This window comes from Pantoea sp. SGAir0184 (assembly GCF_043544755.1).
In genome coordinates this window covers 3,245,715-3,258,760 of record NZ_CP028050.1, presented here as the reverse complement: position 1 = coordinate 3,258,760, position 13,046 = coordinate 3,245,715, and the positions used below count along the sequence as shown (strand labels likewise).

Sequence of the window (13,046 nt, the reverse complement as noted above, 5' to 3'; positions counted from 1 at the left end):
CAACCTGAGGTCAATATGATCCGTATCGTTAAGCTCGCTGCCGTTGTGGCGCTGGTGTCCGCGTTAAGCGGTTGTCTTTTTCCCCCGCCGGGCGGCGGCGGAGGAGGTTGGGGTGGTCCTGGCGGTGGCGGTCCCGGCCATGGGTATCAGGGTCCGCGTTAATTTAGCGCCAGCGCATAATTAATGCAGCGATGCGAAACGTTTTATCTGCGGCGTATTTTGTCAGTGAAACGTTTCGCCGTTATATATTGAATTTCAGCCACTTTTTTTACGCTTCGGCTAACCATTATTTTTCCTCTGGCCGGCAAAAATTCTTGTTGTTTTAATCCTGCCAATGCTAATTTTTGTTTTCCCATTCTGACTGAGTCCATCGCATGAAAAACCTGATTGCGGAACTCCTGCTCAAGCTGGCAGAAAAAGAAGAAGAGTCTAAAGAATTAGTGGTCCAGGTTGAGGCGCTGGAAATCGTGCTCACCGCCATGCTGCGCAGACTGGATGCCGCCCAGGTTAGCGACATCGCGGCGGGTATTGATCGCGCGATGCCGCCCGCCGCTTCCGTGCAGGAAAATCCGGACGCGCTGATGCTGCGCAATTACGTCGAAAAGTTACTCAACCACCCGCGCGAATAATCCCGCCGTACGCGCATAGATTTTTTTCCGCTTTGCTTATTCCGTGCCATGCTTAACAGGCAATAATCACACGGAGAAACCGGCAATGAAATCGTGTCTTGTGGCAATAATGGCAGCAGGCCTGCTGCTGGCTGGCGGTGCGGGCGCGGCGGAGAAAACCGCGCAGCAGGAAAAAATGACGCTGTGTAATCAGCATGCAGGCGCGCAAAATCTGAAAGGCGATGCGCGTAAAAGCTTTATGAGCGAATGCCTGAAGAAAGACAGCAAAATGGGCAATATGACGCCGCAGCAGATGAAAATGAAAAGCTGTAATAGCGAAGCAGGAGAGAAAAAACTCAGCGGCGATGCGCGTAAAACCTTTATGAGCAACTGTCTGAAGAAGAGTGCTTAAACCTCTGGCGGCCTGCGGGCCGCTTTTTTGTGTCCGCACTCGCAGGGTTAACGCGCGAGGTATTTTTTCTGTCATAAACGGCACGCGTTGCCAAAACTTTACAAAATCCTTACATAAAATTCCATTTCTCCCCATCCAGTCTCTCTGACGCTTAACCGTGGCCAGAGCGGCTTTACGTGCAACATAAGGAACCTGTTGTATGGTCGCTGCGATCATTATTGGTGTATTTATTATTAGTGTGCTTTACGCTCACTCACGCGGCGTGGAAAAGCAAAAGTTTTCCCGTCAGTTATTTGATCACTCCACTTTTATGGCGCCGATCAATATGTTTATGACCGGGCTGTCGCGACTGCCGGCTAAACAGCCCTATTTTCCGGTTGAGGATTTTCCTGAGCTGCGTCAGCTGACCGATAACTGGCAGGTGATTCGCGATGAAGCCATTCGCCTGCAGGATCACATTAAAGCGGCGCAGACGCATAACGATGCCGGATTTAATACCTTCTTCAAGCGTGGCTGGAAGCGTTTCTATTTAAAATGGTATAGCGATGCACATCCGTCAGCGCGCGAACTCTGTCCGGTAACCACCGAACTGGTGAGCAACATTCCCGGCGTTAAAGCGGCCATGTTTGCTGAACTGCCGCCGGGCAGCCATCTGGGCAAACACCGCGATCCTTATGCCGGTTCGGTGCGCTATCACCTCGGGCTGCAAACGCCGAACGACGATCGCTGCTTTATTGAAGTGGATCGTCAGCGCCACAGCTGGCGCGACGGTCAGGCGGTGATCTTCGACGAAACTTACGTGCACTGGGCGCAGAATGAAAGCGAGCAGACGCGTATCATCCTGTTTTGCGATATCGAGCGGCCAATGAAATGGCGCTGGGCGCAGGCGGTCAATCACTGGGTGGGCTCGACGTTAATGTCAGCAGCGGCATCGCCCAACGACGAAAACGATCGTACCGGCTTCCTCAACCGCATCTTCAAATACGTTTATGCGCTGCGCGATGCCGGTCAGAACCTGAAGAAACGCAATCGCCGGTTGTATTACTGGGTCAAACATGGACTGATTGTGGCGATTTTCGCGCTGATCATCGTGCCCAGCGTCTTCTTCTGATCCTTTCGTGCCGCTTAAAACGGCGGTTTAACAGTCAGTTAACCGCCGTTTCGCTTTGTTTCTCCTGCTAAATCCTCACGCTTTGCCACACTTACTCTTTGTAAGGAATTGTCGTATCAGACGAATAACCCCGAAGGAGGCGAACCGTGAGCTATCAATCTGTCGTGGAACTCAAGGCGCTGGCGCAGCGTAAACCCACTAAAGTGACCGTCGGCGAAACGGATATGGTGCTGATTCGCGACGGCGACCGCGTGCAGGCGCTGCAGGCAAAATGTCCGCACGCGGGCGCGCCGCTGGAGCAGGGCGCAGTGTGCGGCGACAAACTGGTGTGTCCGTGGCATAAGGCGGTATTTGAGCTGCGCGATGGCAAAATGTGCGAGCCGCTGGCGCTGGCCAATCTCAAACGCTATCCGGTGCGCATTGAACAGGGGCAGGTGCTGATCAATCCGCAGGCGATGTCGCCGGCCAGTGCGCCGGTAGCTCAGGGTGAAGCGCCGGTGTGCGTGATTCTCGGCTCTGGCGCGGCGGGCAGTGCTGCGATCTGGACGCTGCGCGATGAAGGCTTTAGCGGCCGTATTGTGCGTATCGAGCGTGAAAGCGACGCACCTTACGATCGCACCACGCTGAGTAAATTTGTCCCTTCCGGCAAGATGGCCATCGATGAGGTACCAAAGCTGCTGAAACAGGATGTGCTGGGCCCGGTGGTGTGGCTGCAGGGGGAGGTGGTGCAGCTGAAGGCGCAGGAGCAGACGCTGGTGCTGAAAGACGGGCAGCAGGTGAAGTTTGACCAGTTGCTGATCGCGACCGGCGGCGTGCCGCAGCCGCTTGATATCCCGGGCAAGGATCTGGAAGGCGTGCACCTGCTGCGTTCACTGCGCCAGGCCGATGCGCTGATTTCCCAGGTGGATGAGGCGCAGCAGCTGGTGATTATCGGCAACAGTTTTATCGGTATGGAAGTGGCCGGTGCGCTGCGAAACCGTGACATTGATGTCACGGTGGTGGCGCGTCATCCGCTGCCGTTTGCCAGCCAGTTCGGCGAAGAGATTGGCCGTCATTTTTATGAGCTGCACCGCAGCAACGGCGTGAAATTTGTCGAGGGTGAACCGGAAGCGCTGACCGGCGAAGGCGCAGTGAGTGGCGTGCGGCTCAAAGGTGGCAAAACCGTGCCAGCCAGCCAGGTGCTGTTTGCCACCGGCATTGTGCCGGCCACCCATTTTATTCACGACCTGCCCTTACAGAAGGATGGCAGCCTGCTGGCCGACAGTCAGCTGCGGGTCAGTGAAAACATCTGGGTCGCGGGAGATATTGCCAGCTATCTCACGCCGCGTGGCGTGCAGCGCATTGAGCACTATCGCGTGGCGCATCAGCAGGGGCGCATTGCCGCGCTGAATATGCTGGGCAAACGCATCATGTACGATCGCGTGCCGTTCTTCTGGACTGCGCATTACGGCACCCGCTATGAGTATCTGGGGCATGCAGAGGAGTGGGACGATTATCGCCTGCTGGGATCGCTGCAGGACAAACGCTTCATCGCTTTTTACTGCCAGCAGGGCATGATTGCGGCAGTGTGTTCAGCCGGCATGTATACGCTCACCGCCGCGCTGGTGCATGAGATGCAGCAGCCAATGACGCTGGAACAAGGCCTGGCGCTGTTTGAAGCGTATCAGGGTTAAGGTTCAAGTCCGCACCCAACAGTCCCCTCTCCCGCCTGCGGGAGAGGGTTAGGGTGAGGGGAAATCCGCACCATCACTGCTTACTCAGCGCCTCGGACTTCGCCATGCACTGCTGCATCGCGCCCATCACCGCAGCGCGGAAGCCTTTCTCTTCCAGCACCTTCACCGCTTCAATGGTGGTGCCGCCCGGTGAGCACACCATATCTTTCAGTTCGCCAGGATGTTTGCCGGTCTCCAGCACCATCTGGGCGGAACCTTTTACCGCCTGCGCCGCAAACTGATAAGCCTGCGCCCGCGGCATGCCGCCCAGCACGGCGGCATCAGCCATCGCTTCGATAAACATAAACACGTAAGCCGGTGCCGAGCCGCTGACACCCACCACGGCATGAATCAGATACTCGTTCACCACCGCCGCTTTGCCGAAGCTCTCAAAAATGGTCACCACCTCGTCCACTTCCTGCGGTTCCACCAGCACGTTCGGCGTAATAGAGGTCATGCCTTCATTGACCAGCGACGGCGTATTCGGCATCACGCGGATGATTTTACGGTCGTGGCCGAGCACCGCCGCCAGCGAATCCAGCGTCACACCTGCAGCAATCGACACCACCAGCGCATCTTTCTTCAGCTGGCCGGCCAGATCCTTGAGCACTTTGAGAATCACGTTGGGTTTCACCGCGCCAAACAGAATGTCCACTTCACGTGCCAGACTCTCGACGCTTTCCGCCGCCGTCACGCCATACTGCTGCGCCATCGCCTGGTTGGTGTCGGGTTTTCGATCGTGCACCCAGATATTGGCCGGGGCGATCTGCCCGCTGTTTACCAGGCCGCTGATGATGGCTTTCGCCATATTGCCGCAGCCGACAAACCCGATTTTCTTCTCCAGCATCGCTTTATCCTTAACGTGGTTCGGTTTTCTCAGTGGGTTAGCTTACGTCAGCGGCGGTGAATAACAAGTCGCGCACAAATAACATTTGCCATTCGCGGTCAGCGCGGCAAGATCGCAGGCATTGCCCGTTAATAAGGATTAAACATGTCGATTTGGGTGGATGCCGATGCGTGTCCCAATGTCATCAAAGAGGTGCTGTATCGCGCCGCTGAGCGCACCAAAGTCACCGTGACCTTCGTTGCTAACCAGCCGCTGCGCGTACCGCCGTCGCCGTTTCTGAAAACGCTGCAGGTAGCTGCCGGCTTTGACGTGGCCGATAACGAGATTGTGAAACGCGTACAGCCGGGCGAGCTGGTGATTACCGGCGATATTCCGCTGGCAGCAGAAGTGCTGGAGAAAGGGGCGGCAGCGCTGAATCCGCGCGGGGAGCGTTACAGCAGCGATACCATTCGCCAGCGTCTGACCATGCGCGATTTTATGGAAACAATGCGCGCCAGCGGCATTCAGAGCGGCGGCCCATCGGCATTAAGCCCACGTGACCGCCAGCAGTTTGCCAACGAACTGGATAAATGGTTACGTCAGCGTTAATCAGACGAAGCTGTCGTCGTCGTCAAAATCACCGCCGCTGCCGAAATCGTTGAAATCATTGTTATCGGCAAAGCTGTTGTTGTCCCAGCCTGAATTATCATTCAGGAAGGCATTGTTGCTGTCATTACCGTTGAAGGTATCCAGATTATCATCCACCTGCGGCAGCGCCGGTTCGTTGATGATATTGACGATCTCTTCCGGCTGCGAATGGTGGAACAGGCTGGTCAGCATGTCCGCCATCACCACACCGCCGGCCACGCCGACAGCCGTTTGCAGTGCGCCACCCAGGAAACCGGTACCGCGCGCCGGTGCAGCATACTGCTGCTGAGGCGGTGCGGCATATTGTGGCTGTTGCGGTGCGCTGTTCCATGCCGGCTGTTGCGGCTGCGCCGGGCGTGAACCGCCGCCAAACAGGCTCGACAGGAAACCGCCGCTGCTTTGCTGCGGGGCCTGCTGCTGCGCCTGCGCCAGACGGCTCTCCAGCTCAGACACCTGCGCGTTGAGCTTTTTCATCGCCGCTTCCTGAATCAGGATCGCCTGCGCCATGTAGTAGGGCGCACCGGGCTGGCTCTGTAAATGCTGATTGATTAACTGTTCGGCACCGGCATCACGCGGGCCGCTCTGGCTTTCTGCCTGTTTCAGACGGCTGAACAGGCTTTCAATAAGTTGTTGTTCCTGGCTCTGCATGGTGAACCTCCGGTTAGGCATAGCGTGTTGTTCTTCAGGCGACCAACAGGACGTCCGTTGCCTGAACTATAAAGCGTATATGCGGGCTGCGTGACAGAAAGTAAATCAGCGGCCTGGTAAGCAAATGTTGCCCCGCGCTTACAAATCGCCTGATGCACGAAATGCGCATCGGTTTCCCGTTAAAAATCAAACTAATGGCATTAGCTATCGCTGAAATACGCGTAATTCGTGCTTCGCGGCTGGCTGATAAAATAAAATCCAGGTATCATGCGACGCATTATTGACCTGATGACGTTGCCCGCGCGGCAGACTACGGCGGAGGATGAGCCCGGATGTCATTACCCATCTATCTGATCGGCGCACGCGGTTGCGGTAAAACCACCATTGGCCAGGCGCTGTCGCAAGCGCTGGGCTATGCCTTTCGTGACACCGACCACCACCTGCAGCTCACCACACAGCGTAGCGTGGCAGAGATTGTGGCAACGGAAGGCTGGGACAGCTTTCGCGCGCGTGAAAGTGAATCGCTGCGAGCGGTTACCGCGCCTGCCAGCGTAATCGCCACCGGCGGCGGCATGGTGCTGGCTGATGTCAATCGCCACTTCATGCGTGAGCAAGGCCAGGTCATCTGGCTCAACGCGCCCTCTGGCGTGCTGGCCGATCGGCTGGAGCGCCAGCCAGAAGCGGCACAGCGTCCGACCCTGACTGGCCGGCCCATTGCGGAAGAGATGGAAGATATCCTGCGTGAACGCGCGCAGCTCTATCGTCAGGCCGCGCACCATGAAGTCAACGCGATGCAGGCACCGGAGCAGGTGGTGGAACATATTCTGCAATCGCTGTCTCTCGCCCGCGCCAGCTAACTGCCTAAGAATTCTCCCTCTTTTTTACAGCGATCCTCGATTGTCTATACTCAATAGCAGGCAGAGGATCACCGCTGTCTGTGTGGAAACCTGACATAAGAGGGAAAACGATGCCAACCAGACCACCCTATCCGCGAGAAGCGCGCATTGTTGCCGTTGAAAAAGGGCAGGCGGGCAATACCGTCACCTGGTATGAATTACGGGCTGACCATCCACGTCCGGATACCTTAATTAGCGAACATAAATCGGAAGCGGAAGCGCAGGATGCCAAAGACCGCTATGAAGATGTGGAAAAAGAATAATCCCGGCGGGCAGGGATGCCCGCTTTAGCGTAATTACGTCCGGTCGCTAAATAGATTTTTTATTTTCCCTGATGCGCTAATTACGGCGATAAAAGCTGCCGTCTTTTCTGTTTAATCGCTCTCCTGCCTGATAACGTCTTTTTATTTTGCCTTTAGCCCTTATTTTCTGCTGCCTTAAATAGCCTGCGTTTTGTCCGGTGCAAAATTTGCGCTTGACCGATAAACCGTCGCGTTTTACTTTCGGGTTATCGATACAGGAACTCAGTTCCATATAGTGAAACCAGCGCCATGACCACACTCGAAAATGCCGCCGCCGTGCTTAAGCTGTTTCAGCGCTTTGGCGTGGCGCAGGGCCATCCCGGCCTGACCTTTACCGAGGTGGTGGAGGCGCTGGGGCTGCCGAAAAGTACCGTGTCGCGCCTGCTGGCGACCATGGAAAGCGAAGGTTTACTGGAGCGCGATCCCGACAGCCGCTGTTTTCAGATTGGCCGCGTGCTGTTGTCCGTTGCCGGGCACTATCTTTCGACACCGCTGATTGACAGCGCATCGGCGCCGATGGCGCGCCTGGCGGCCAGCAGCGGCTGCATGGGCTATATCTCGGTGCTGGACGGTGACGATGTGCTGGTGATGCGCATGTACCACGGTCGCTTCTTTACCCAGCTGGTGACGCCGCCTGGTACACGTGTGTCGGTTACCGGCACGTCGACCGGCCGCGTGCTGTTAGCGCAGCTGAGTGATAACGAGGTGCGCGCGCGCTTCAGCGATAACTGGCAAACCGCGTCGATCAATTCACCGCTGAACATCGATGCACTGTGCAAAGAGCTGGCATTGATTCGTCAGCAGGGCTGGGCACTGGCCCGCAATGAAACGCTGCCTGGCATTAGCTCGCTTGCCGTAGCGGTAACCAATAAACACCGCGGTGAAAGTGCCGCATTGTGTCTCTCATTTCTTTCGCAGGAAGCGGCCCCGGGTTATCCGGAAGCGCTGCTCAGCGAATTGCGCGCAACGGCTGCACTGATGGCCGAAAAATACGGCGCAGCGTCCTGAATAAAACAGGACAACCCTAATTTGATTTCAAGGCGTAATACTTCGCGCCACACCGGGGAAATAGCAGGTCTTCGGACCTGCTTATTTCAATAATCAGGGAACGATGAATAAAACGTTGAGGTTCCGCGTGTCGGGCACAATGTCATTGCGCGTTTTCTACAGGGTGAAAATACGGGGATAATATGCGTCTGGATAATCCAATAAAAAATATTGGCGTGGGCCTGATGCTGGTTCTGCTGTCGGTTGCAGGAGCCATCATTGGGGTACAGCTGATCACAACTATTGGGGTAACGCCCAATACTTCTATTATCGGCGCGCTATTTGCCATGCTGCTGGCGCGCATTCCACTGCAGTGGTTTCGCCGCTACCGTTCGGTTGAAGTGCAAAACCTTGCACAGACCGCCATCTCTTCCGCCACCTTCGGCGCTGCCAATAGCCTGCTGATGCCGATTGCCGTGCCGTGGGCGCTGGGTGAGCCGCAGCTGGTGCTGCCGCTGTTTGTCGGCGTCAGCGCGGCAATGCTGCTGGATGCGTGGCTGCTGTATCGTCTGTTCGACACGCGCGTGTTCCCGGCCAGCAATGCATGGCCACCGGGCGTGGCAGCGGCAGAAGCGATTAAAGCCGGTGATAAGGGCGGTCGCCAGGCGTGGCTGCTGGTGGCTGGAATCGTGGGCGGCGTCGCGGGCTCAATGCTGAAAATCCCGATGTCCGCCTTTGGTACGGCATTCATTGGCAATATCTGGGCGCTGACCATGCTCGGCATCGGCTTCCTGCTGCGTGCCTATGCGCAACCGGTTGCTGGTATCGATATTAACGCGCTGTACATTCCGCACGGCGTAATGGTTGGAGCCGGTCTGGTGGCGCTGATTCAGGTGGTGCAGGTGATTCGCAGTCGCCGTCACGACAACCTCAACGTCAGCCGCAGTGACAACGAAGTCAAACGCGCGCTCGGCCTGGGAACTGTCGGCTATATCGTGATCTCGGCACTGCTGGCGCTGGGCGGCGGACTGTGGAGCGAAATGGGCCTGCCGATGCTGCTGCTGTTTATTATCTACGCGGCCTTTGCCGCCTTTGTGCATGAGCTGATTGTCGGCATCGCCGCCATGCACTCGGGCTGGTTCCCGGCCTTCGCGGTGGCGCTGATCACCCTGATCCTCGGCATCCTGCTCGGCTTCCCGCCGCTGGCGTTGTGCCTGCTGTGCGGCTTCACCGCGGCCACCGGTCCGGCCTTCGCTGATATGGGCTATGACCTGAAGGCCGGCTTTATTCTGCGCGGCAACGGGGCCGATATACAGCAGGAGCTGTGGGGCCGTCGCATCCAGCTGATCGCCGCGATGATCGCTTTCGTCATTGCAATCCCGGTGGTGTGGTATGCGCATAACCTGTTCTTTGTCGACAACCTGCTGCCGCCGGTGGCGCGCGTTTACGCCAAAACCATTCAGGCCGGCGCGGAGCCGGGCATTGCCGGTAGCCTGCTGATGTGGGCGATTCCGGGGGCGATTATTCAGCTGATCGGCGGGCCTAAGCGCCAGCTCGGCGTACTGTTAGCCACCGGTCTGTTAATCAACAACGCCGCCGCAGGCTGGGCGGTGCTGGTCGGGATTGCGTTACGTGTCCTGATCCTGCGCGTGTGGGGCGAGCGTGGACGTTCACCGATGGAGGTGATGGCCGCTGGATTCATTGCGGGCGACGCGCTGTACAGCTTCTTCCACTCACTTTTTGCCAGTAGCAGTAAGAAATAATCCAGGGATTTAGCGATGAGTTTACAGCAGACACTACAGGTTTTTGAGTTACTCGACAGCGCCTACGTGGATGGCCAGCAGGTGGTCGATCTGTTCGCCGCCTATCCTGGCGTGCAAGCCAGCTTTAAGCGCGTCAGCGGGCCTAAAGGGCGCACCGATTTTGTGCGCATCGATATTCCGGGGGCCCAGGGCAAAAGCCGGGGCGGCAGCGCGCCGACGCTGGGGATCATTGGCCGTCTCGGCGGCATCGGTGCGCGCCCGACGCGCATCGGCATGGTGTCCGACGCCGACGGTGCGGTTGCTGCGGTGAGCAGCGCGCTGAAGCTGGCACAGATGCAGACCAAAGGCGACGTGCTGGCCGGCGACGTGATCGTAACCACGCATATTTGTCCGGATGCGCCGACCCGGCCGCACGAGCCGGTGGACTTCATGGATTCGCCCTGCGACGACATCACCATGAATGACAACGAAGTGGTTGCGGGCGTCGACGCGATTCTCTCTATCGATACCACTAAAGGAAACCGCATCCTCAACCATAAGGGCTATGCGCTGTCTCCCACGGTGAAAGAGGGCTACATCCTGCGCGTGTCGGAAGATCTGCTGCGCATCATGGAGATGACCAGCGGTCAGCCTGCGGTGACGTTCCCGATCACCACGCAGGACATCACCCCTTACGGCAACGGCGTGTATCACCTCAACAGCATCCTGCAACCGTCCACCGCCACTGATGTGCCAGTGGTGGGCGTCGCGATTTGTGCGCAATCCGTGGTGCCTGGCTGCGGCACCGGCGCCAGCCATGAAGTGGACATCGCGGCGACCGTGCGCTTTGCGGTGGAAGTGGCCAAAGAGTTTGGCCGTGAGACCTGCCAGTTTTATGACCCGCAGGAGTACGCGCTGCTGCTATCTTTGTATGGTAGCCTCAGCCACCTGCGCAGCCGGAAAGCCTGATGATGAAACCGTCGCTTGTAACCTTAACCATTGGCCAGTCACCGCGTAGCGATATTTTGCCGCTGCTGCAGGAGCATTTGCCCGCCGACGCCGTCGCGCATGCCGGTCTGCTGGATGGCCTGACGCTGGCTGAAGTGGAGCAGTTATACGCTCCCGCGCCGGGCGATAAAGTGCTGGTTTCGCGCATGAGCAGCGGCGAACAGGTACGGCTGGCGGCGGCCACCGTCGAACAGGGACTGCAGCGTAAAATTACCGCGCTGGAGCAGCAGGGTTACGACACCATTCTGCTGCTGTGTACCGGTGAGTTCGGCACGCTAAAAACCACGTCGGCGCTGCTGCTGGAGCCGGATCGCATCATTCCGCCGCTGGTCAGCGCCATCGTACAGGCGCACAAAATCGGCATCGTGGTGCCGGTTGAGGAGCAGATCGCTGAGCAGGCCAGCAAATGGCGTAACCTGCAAAGCACGCCCTGTTTTGCCGTCGCCAGCCCATACCTGGCGCAGCAGAGCGAACTGATGGAAGCCGGATTGACCCTGCAGGAGCAGGGCGCTGATGTGGTGGTGCTCGACTGTATCGGTTATCACCAGAAACACCGCGATTTCCTGCAGAACATGCTGGGCATTCCGGTGCTGCTGTCGAATGTGCTGGTGGCGAAACTGGCGGCTGAACTGATCGTCTGATCGAGGCCGATCACAACTTGCGACGGGCGGCGCTAATTCGCGTGACAGATCAGCGAGTTCCCTTGTAATCTGCCGATAACCCTAATGTGCTGTGAGGAAGTAACATGCTCAACGTAAGTGAGTATTTCGACGGAAAAGTGAAATCCATTGGTTTCGACAGCGTGACCATTGGCCGGGCCAGCGTTGGCGTGATGGCGGAAGGCGAATACACCTTTGGTACCGGCCAGCCGGAAGAGATGACGGTAGTGAGCGGCGCGCTGAAAGTGCTGCTGCCGGGCGAAGCCGAGTGGAAATGGTACGAAGCCGGATCGGTATTTAACGTGCCGGGCCACAGCGAATTCCACCTGCAGGTGGCAGAGCCAACGTCTTACCTGTGCCGCTATCTTTAAGCGTTAAAGCAGCATCCATTATCAACCGGTAAAGCCTGTGCGGCGTTACCGGTTTTTTTATGCGCCAGAATAGGGTGTGGCCTGCGGTCAGCATAAATGCTGACACTATAGGTATGAATCAGCATATTTGCAGGGGCGCCATTCATGGCGACCGTTAAACACACCCGTACTATCCTTCCAGCTTGCGATGTCCGCTTAACGCTGCGCTTCGCCGCCTAACGCTTCCACCAGATTGCTGATCAATGCCGCCAGCTCGCTGGTCATCAGAATGAAATCGGCATCAAAACGCTGGGCGAAATCATCGCGATCAATATCGTCATTCTGCTCGCGCAGCGTGTCGCTGAACTTCAGACGCTTCACCGAGGCATCATCGGCGATCACCAGCTGAATACGCTCCTGCCAGTCGAGCGCCAGTTTGGTGACCACTTTACCGGCTTCGATGTGGGTGGCGATCTCGTCGGAAACCAGATCCTGCTTTTTACAGCGGATCACGCCGCCATCTTCCAGTATCGCCTTCAGCTCAGCCTCGTCCATCAGGGTGAAACCTGCCGGCAATTCACCGGAGCGCACCCATTCGGTCAGCGTCAGCTCGATCGGATTTTCCAGCGTCAGTGGCACCACCGGTAGCGAGCCGAGGCTCTTACGCAGTAACGCCAGCGTATCTTCCGCTTTCTTCGCGCTGGCGCAGTCGACGATGATCAGATTGTTGACGGTGTCGATCCACATAAAGGTCTGACTGAAACGGCTGAAGGCGCGCGGCAGCAGGCTATGCAGCACTTCATCTTTCAGCGAATCCTTTTCGGTCTTTTTCAGCTTGCGGCTCTGTTCCGCTTCCAGCTTCTCAATTTTGGCTTCCAGCGCCTGCTTCACCACCGGCGACGGCAGAATTTTCTGCTCGGTGCGGGCGCAGATCACTATCTGACCGTTAATCACATGCGTCAGCGCTTCGCTGCGGTTGCCCATCGGCGAGACCCAGCCGGTTTTGGCCATGTCCTGGCTGCCGCACGGCGTGAAGGTGAAGGCGTCGAGCTGTTTTTCCAGATCGTCTGCGGACAGCGGGATGTCCCGATTCAGACGATAAACCATCATATTTTTAAACCACAACATCAGGATTCC

At 57.3% G+C, this 13,046-nt stretch carries 17 protein-coding genes; 12 read left to right on the top strand and 5 right to left on the bottom strand.

The window, feature by feature from the left end:
- Positions 1-203: 203 nt before the first annotated feature.
- A complete protein-coding gene (locus tag C1N60_RS15550; protein WP_155519908.1) occupies positions 204-356 on the bottom strand; it encodes a hypothetical protein in 153 nt (50 codons plus the stop codon).
- Positions 357-374: 18 nt separating this feature from the next.
- Between C1N60_RS15550 and iraP the strand changes: the two genes are divergently transcribed.
- From iraP to C1N60_RS15530, 4 genes are all read left to right on the top strand, one after another.
- A complete protein-coding gene (gene iraP, locus C1N60_RS15545) occupies positions 375-629 on the top strand; it encodes an anti-adapter protein IraP (RefSeq protein ID WP_021507236.1) in 255 nt (84 codons plus the stop codon).
- Between the two features lie 85 nt (positions 630-714).
- Complete coding sequence (locus tag C1N60_RS15540) at positions 715-1,020, top strand: PsiF family protein (protein WP_031279663.1); 306 nt, start codon at positions 715-717, stop codon at positions 1,018-1,020.
- Between the two features lie 199 nt (positions 1,021-1,219).
- Positions 1,220-2,131 carry a lipid A hydroxylase LpxO gene (lpxO, locus tag C1N60_RS15535; RefSeq protein WP_021507234.1) on the top strand — a complete coding sequence of 304 codons (912 nt, stop codon included), beginning with the start codon at positions 1,220-1,222 and terminating at the stop codon, positions 2,129-2,131.
- Between the two features lie 146 nt (positions 2,132-2,277).
- Complete coding sequence (locus tag C1N60_RS15530; protein ID WP_282954321.1) at positions 2,278-3,804, top strand: FAD-dependent oxidoreductase; 1,527 nt, start codon at positions 2,278-2,280, stop codon at positions 3,802-3,804.
- Between the two features lie 73 nt (positions 3,805-3,877).
- Here C1N60_RS15530 and proC read toward each other — a convergent pair whose 3' ends face one another.
- A complete protein-coding gene (gene proC / locus C1N60_RS15525) occupies positions 3,878-4,690 on the bottom strand; it encodes a pyrroline-5-carboxylate reductase (RefSeq protein ID WP_021507232.1) in 813 nt (270 codons plus the stop codon).
- Between the two features lie 144 nt (positions 4,691-4,834).
- On the opposite strand from proC, the gene C1N60_RS15520 reads away from it, so the two are divergent.
- A complete protein-coding gene (locus C1N60_RS15520) occupies positions 4,835-5,278 on the top strand; it encodes a YaiI/YqxD family protein (protein ID WP_010616571.1) in 444 nt (147 codons plus the stop codon).
- Here C1N60_RS15520 and C1N60_RS15515 read toward each other — a convergent pair whose 3' ends face one another.
- Positions 5,279-5,965, bottom strand: coding sequence for a DUF2076 domain-containing protein (locus C1N60_RS15515; protein ID WP_058775202.1), 687 nt, complete (start codon positions 5,963-5,965; stop codon positions 5,279-5,281). It abuts the gene before it with no gap.
- Positions 5,966-6,297: 332 nt separating this feature from the next.
- On the opposite strand from C1N60_RS15515, the gene aroL reads away from it, so the two are divergent.
- Together aroL and C1N60_RS15505 are read left to right on the top strand one after the other, a co-directional pair.
- Positions 6,298-6,822, top strand: coding sequence for a shikimate kinase AroL (aroL, locus tag C1N60_RS15510; RefSeq protein ID WP_150058507.1), 525 nt, complete (start codon positions 6,298-6,300; stop codon positions 6,820-6,822).
- A gap of 110 nt (positions 6,823-6,932) precedes the next feature.
- The gene (locus C1N60_RS15505) at positions 6,933-7,124 is read left to right on the top strand and encodes a YaiA family protein (protein WP_021507229.1); all 192 of its coding nucleotides are present in this window, start codon (positions 6,933-6,935) and stop codon (positions 7,122-7,124) included.
- A gap of 76 nt (positions 7,125-7,200) precedes the next feature.
- Here C1N60_RS15505 and C1N60_RS15500 read toward each other — a convergent pair whose 3' ends face one another.
- Entirely contained in the window at positions 7,201-7,395 is a 195-nt protein-coding gene (locus C1N60_RS15500) for a hypothetical protein (protein ID WP_132466392.1), read from the bottom strand.
- A gap of 17 nt (positions 7,396-7,412) precedes the next feature.
- On the opposite strand from C1N60_RS15500, the gene C1N60_RS15495 reads away from it, so the two are divergent.
- The 5 genes from C1N60_RS15495 to ppnP all read left to right on the top strand — a co-directional run bounded on the left by C1N60_RS15495 (position 7,413) and on the right by ppnP (position 11,930).
- Positions 7,413-8,171, top strand: a complete 759-nt coding sequence (locus C1N60_RS15495; RefSeq protein WP_394521068.1) for an IclR family transcriptional regulator — start codon at positions 7,413-7,415, stop codon at positions 8,169-8,171.
- 182 nt (positions 8,172-8,353) lie between these two features.
- On the top strand, positions 8,354-9,913 hold the full coding sequence (locus tag C1N60_RS15490) for an OPT/YSL family transporter (protein WP_394521067.1): 1,560 nt from the start codon (positions 8,354-8,356) through the stop codon (positions 9,911-9,913).
- Between the two features lie 15 nt (positions 9,914-9,928).
- Positions 9,929-10,861 (top strand): DUF1177 domain-containing protein, encoded by a 933-nt coding sequence (locus C1N60_RS15485; RefSeq protein ID WP_021507226.1) that lies wholly within the window; start codon positions 9,929-9,931, stop codon positions 10,859-10,861.
- Between the two features lie 2 nt (positions 10,862-10,863).
- Positions 10,864-11,541 (top strand): AroM family protein, encoded by a 678-nt coding sequence (locus C1N60_RS15480; RefSeq protein WP_031279662.1) that lies wholly within the window; start codon positions 10,864-10,866, stop codon positions 11,539-11,541.
- 104 nt (positions 11,542-11,645) lie between these two features.
- A complete protein-coding gene (gene ppnP, locus C1N60_RS15475; protein ID WP_010616577.1) occupies positions 11,646-11,930 on the top strand; it encodes a pyrimidine/purine nucleoside phosphorylase in 285 nt (94 codons plus the stop codon).
- 195 nt (positions 11,931-12,125) lie between these two features.
- Here the strand turns inward: ppnP and rdgC are convergent, their stop codons facing one another.
- Complete coding sequence (gene rdgC, locus C1N60_RS15470; protein WP_021507129.1) at positions 12,126-13,037, bottom strand: recombination-associated protein RdgC; 912 nt, start codon at positions 13,035-13,037, stop codon at positions 12,126-12,128.
- Between the last annotated feature and the right edge of the window lie 9 nt (positions 13,038-13,046).

Excerpts from the sequence above, each read along its gene's own strand:
- C1N60_RS15550 (WP_155519908.1), bottom strand. The coding sequence starts at position 356 with ATGGGAAAACAAAAATTAGCATTGGCAGGATTAAAACAACAAGAATTT.
- iraP (WP_021507236.1), top strand. The coding sequence starts at position 375 with ATGAAAAACCTGATTGCGGAACTCCTGCTCAAGCTGGCAGAAAAAGAA.
- C1N60_RS15540 (WP_031279663.1), top strand. The coding sequence starts at position 715 with ATGAAATCGTGTCTTGTGGCAATAATGGCAGCAGGCCTGCTGCTGGCT.
- lpxO (WP_021507234.1), top strand. The coding sequence starts at position 1,220 with ATGGTCGCTGCGATCATTATTGGTGTATTTATTATTAGTGTGCTTTAC.
- proC (WP_021507232.1), bottom strand. The coding sequence starts at position 4,690 with ATGCTGGAGAAGAAAATCGGGTTTGTCGGCTGCGGCAATATGGCGAAA.
- C1N60_RS15520 (WP_010616571.1), top strand. The coding sequence starts at position 4,835 with ATGTCGATTTGGGTGGATGCCGATGCGTGTCCCAATGTCATCAAAGAG.
- C1N60_RS15515 (WP_058775202.1), bottom strand. The coding sequence starts at position 5,965 with ATGCAGAGCCAGGAACAACAACTTATTGAAAGCCTGTTCAGCCGTCTG.
- aroL (WP_150058507.1), top strand. The coding sequence starts at position 6,298 with ATGTCATTACCCATCTATCTGATCGGCGCACGCGGTTGCGGTAAAACC.
- C1N60_RS15505 (WP_021507229.1), top strand. The coding sequence starts at position 6,933 with ATGCCAACCAGACCACCCTATCCGCGAGAAGCGCGCATTGTTGCCGTT.
- C1N60_RS15500 (WP_132466392.1), bottom strand. The coding sequence starts at position 7,395 with ATGGAACTGAGTTCCTGTATCGATAACCCGAAAGTAAAACGCGACGGT.
- C1N60_RS15495 (WP_394521068.1), top strand. The coding sequence starts at position 7,413 with ATGACCACACTCGAAAATGCCGCCGCCGTGCTTAAGCTGTTTCAGCGC.
- C1N60_RS15490 (WP_394521067.1), top strand. The coding sequence starts at position 8,354 with ATGCGTCTGGATAATCCAATAAAAAATATTGGCGTGGGCCTGATGCTG.
- C1N60_RS15485 (WP_021507226.1), top strand. The coding sequence starts at position 9,929 with ATGAGTTTACAGCAGACACTACAGGTTTTTGAGTTACTCGACAGCGCC.
- C1N60_RS15480 (WP_031279662.1), top strand. The coding sequence starts at position 10,864 with ATGAAACCGTCGCTTGTAACCTTAACCATTGGCCAGTCACCGCGTAGC.
- ppnP (WP_010616577.1), top strand. The coding sequence starts at position 11,646 with ATGCTCAACGTAAGTGAGTATTTCGACGGAAAAGTGAAATCCATTGGT.
- rdgC (WP_021507129.1), bottom strand. The coding sequence starts at position 13,037 with ATGTTGTGGTTTAAAAATATGATGGTTTATCGTCTGAATCGGGACATC.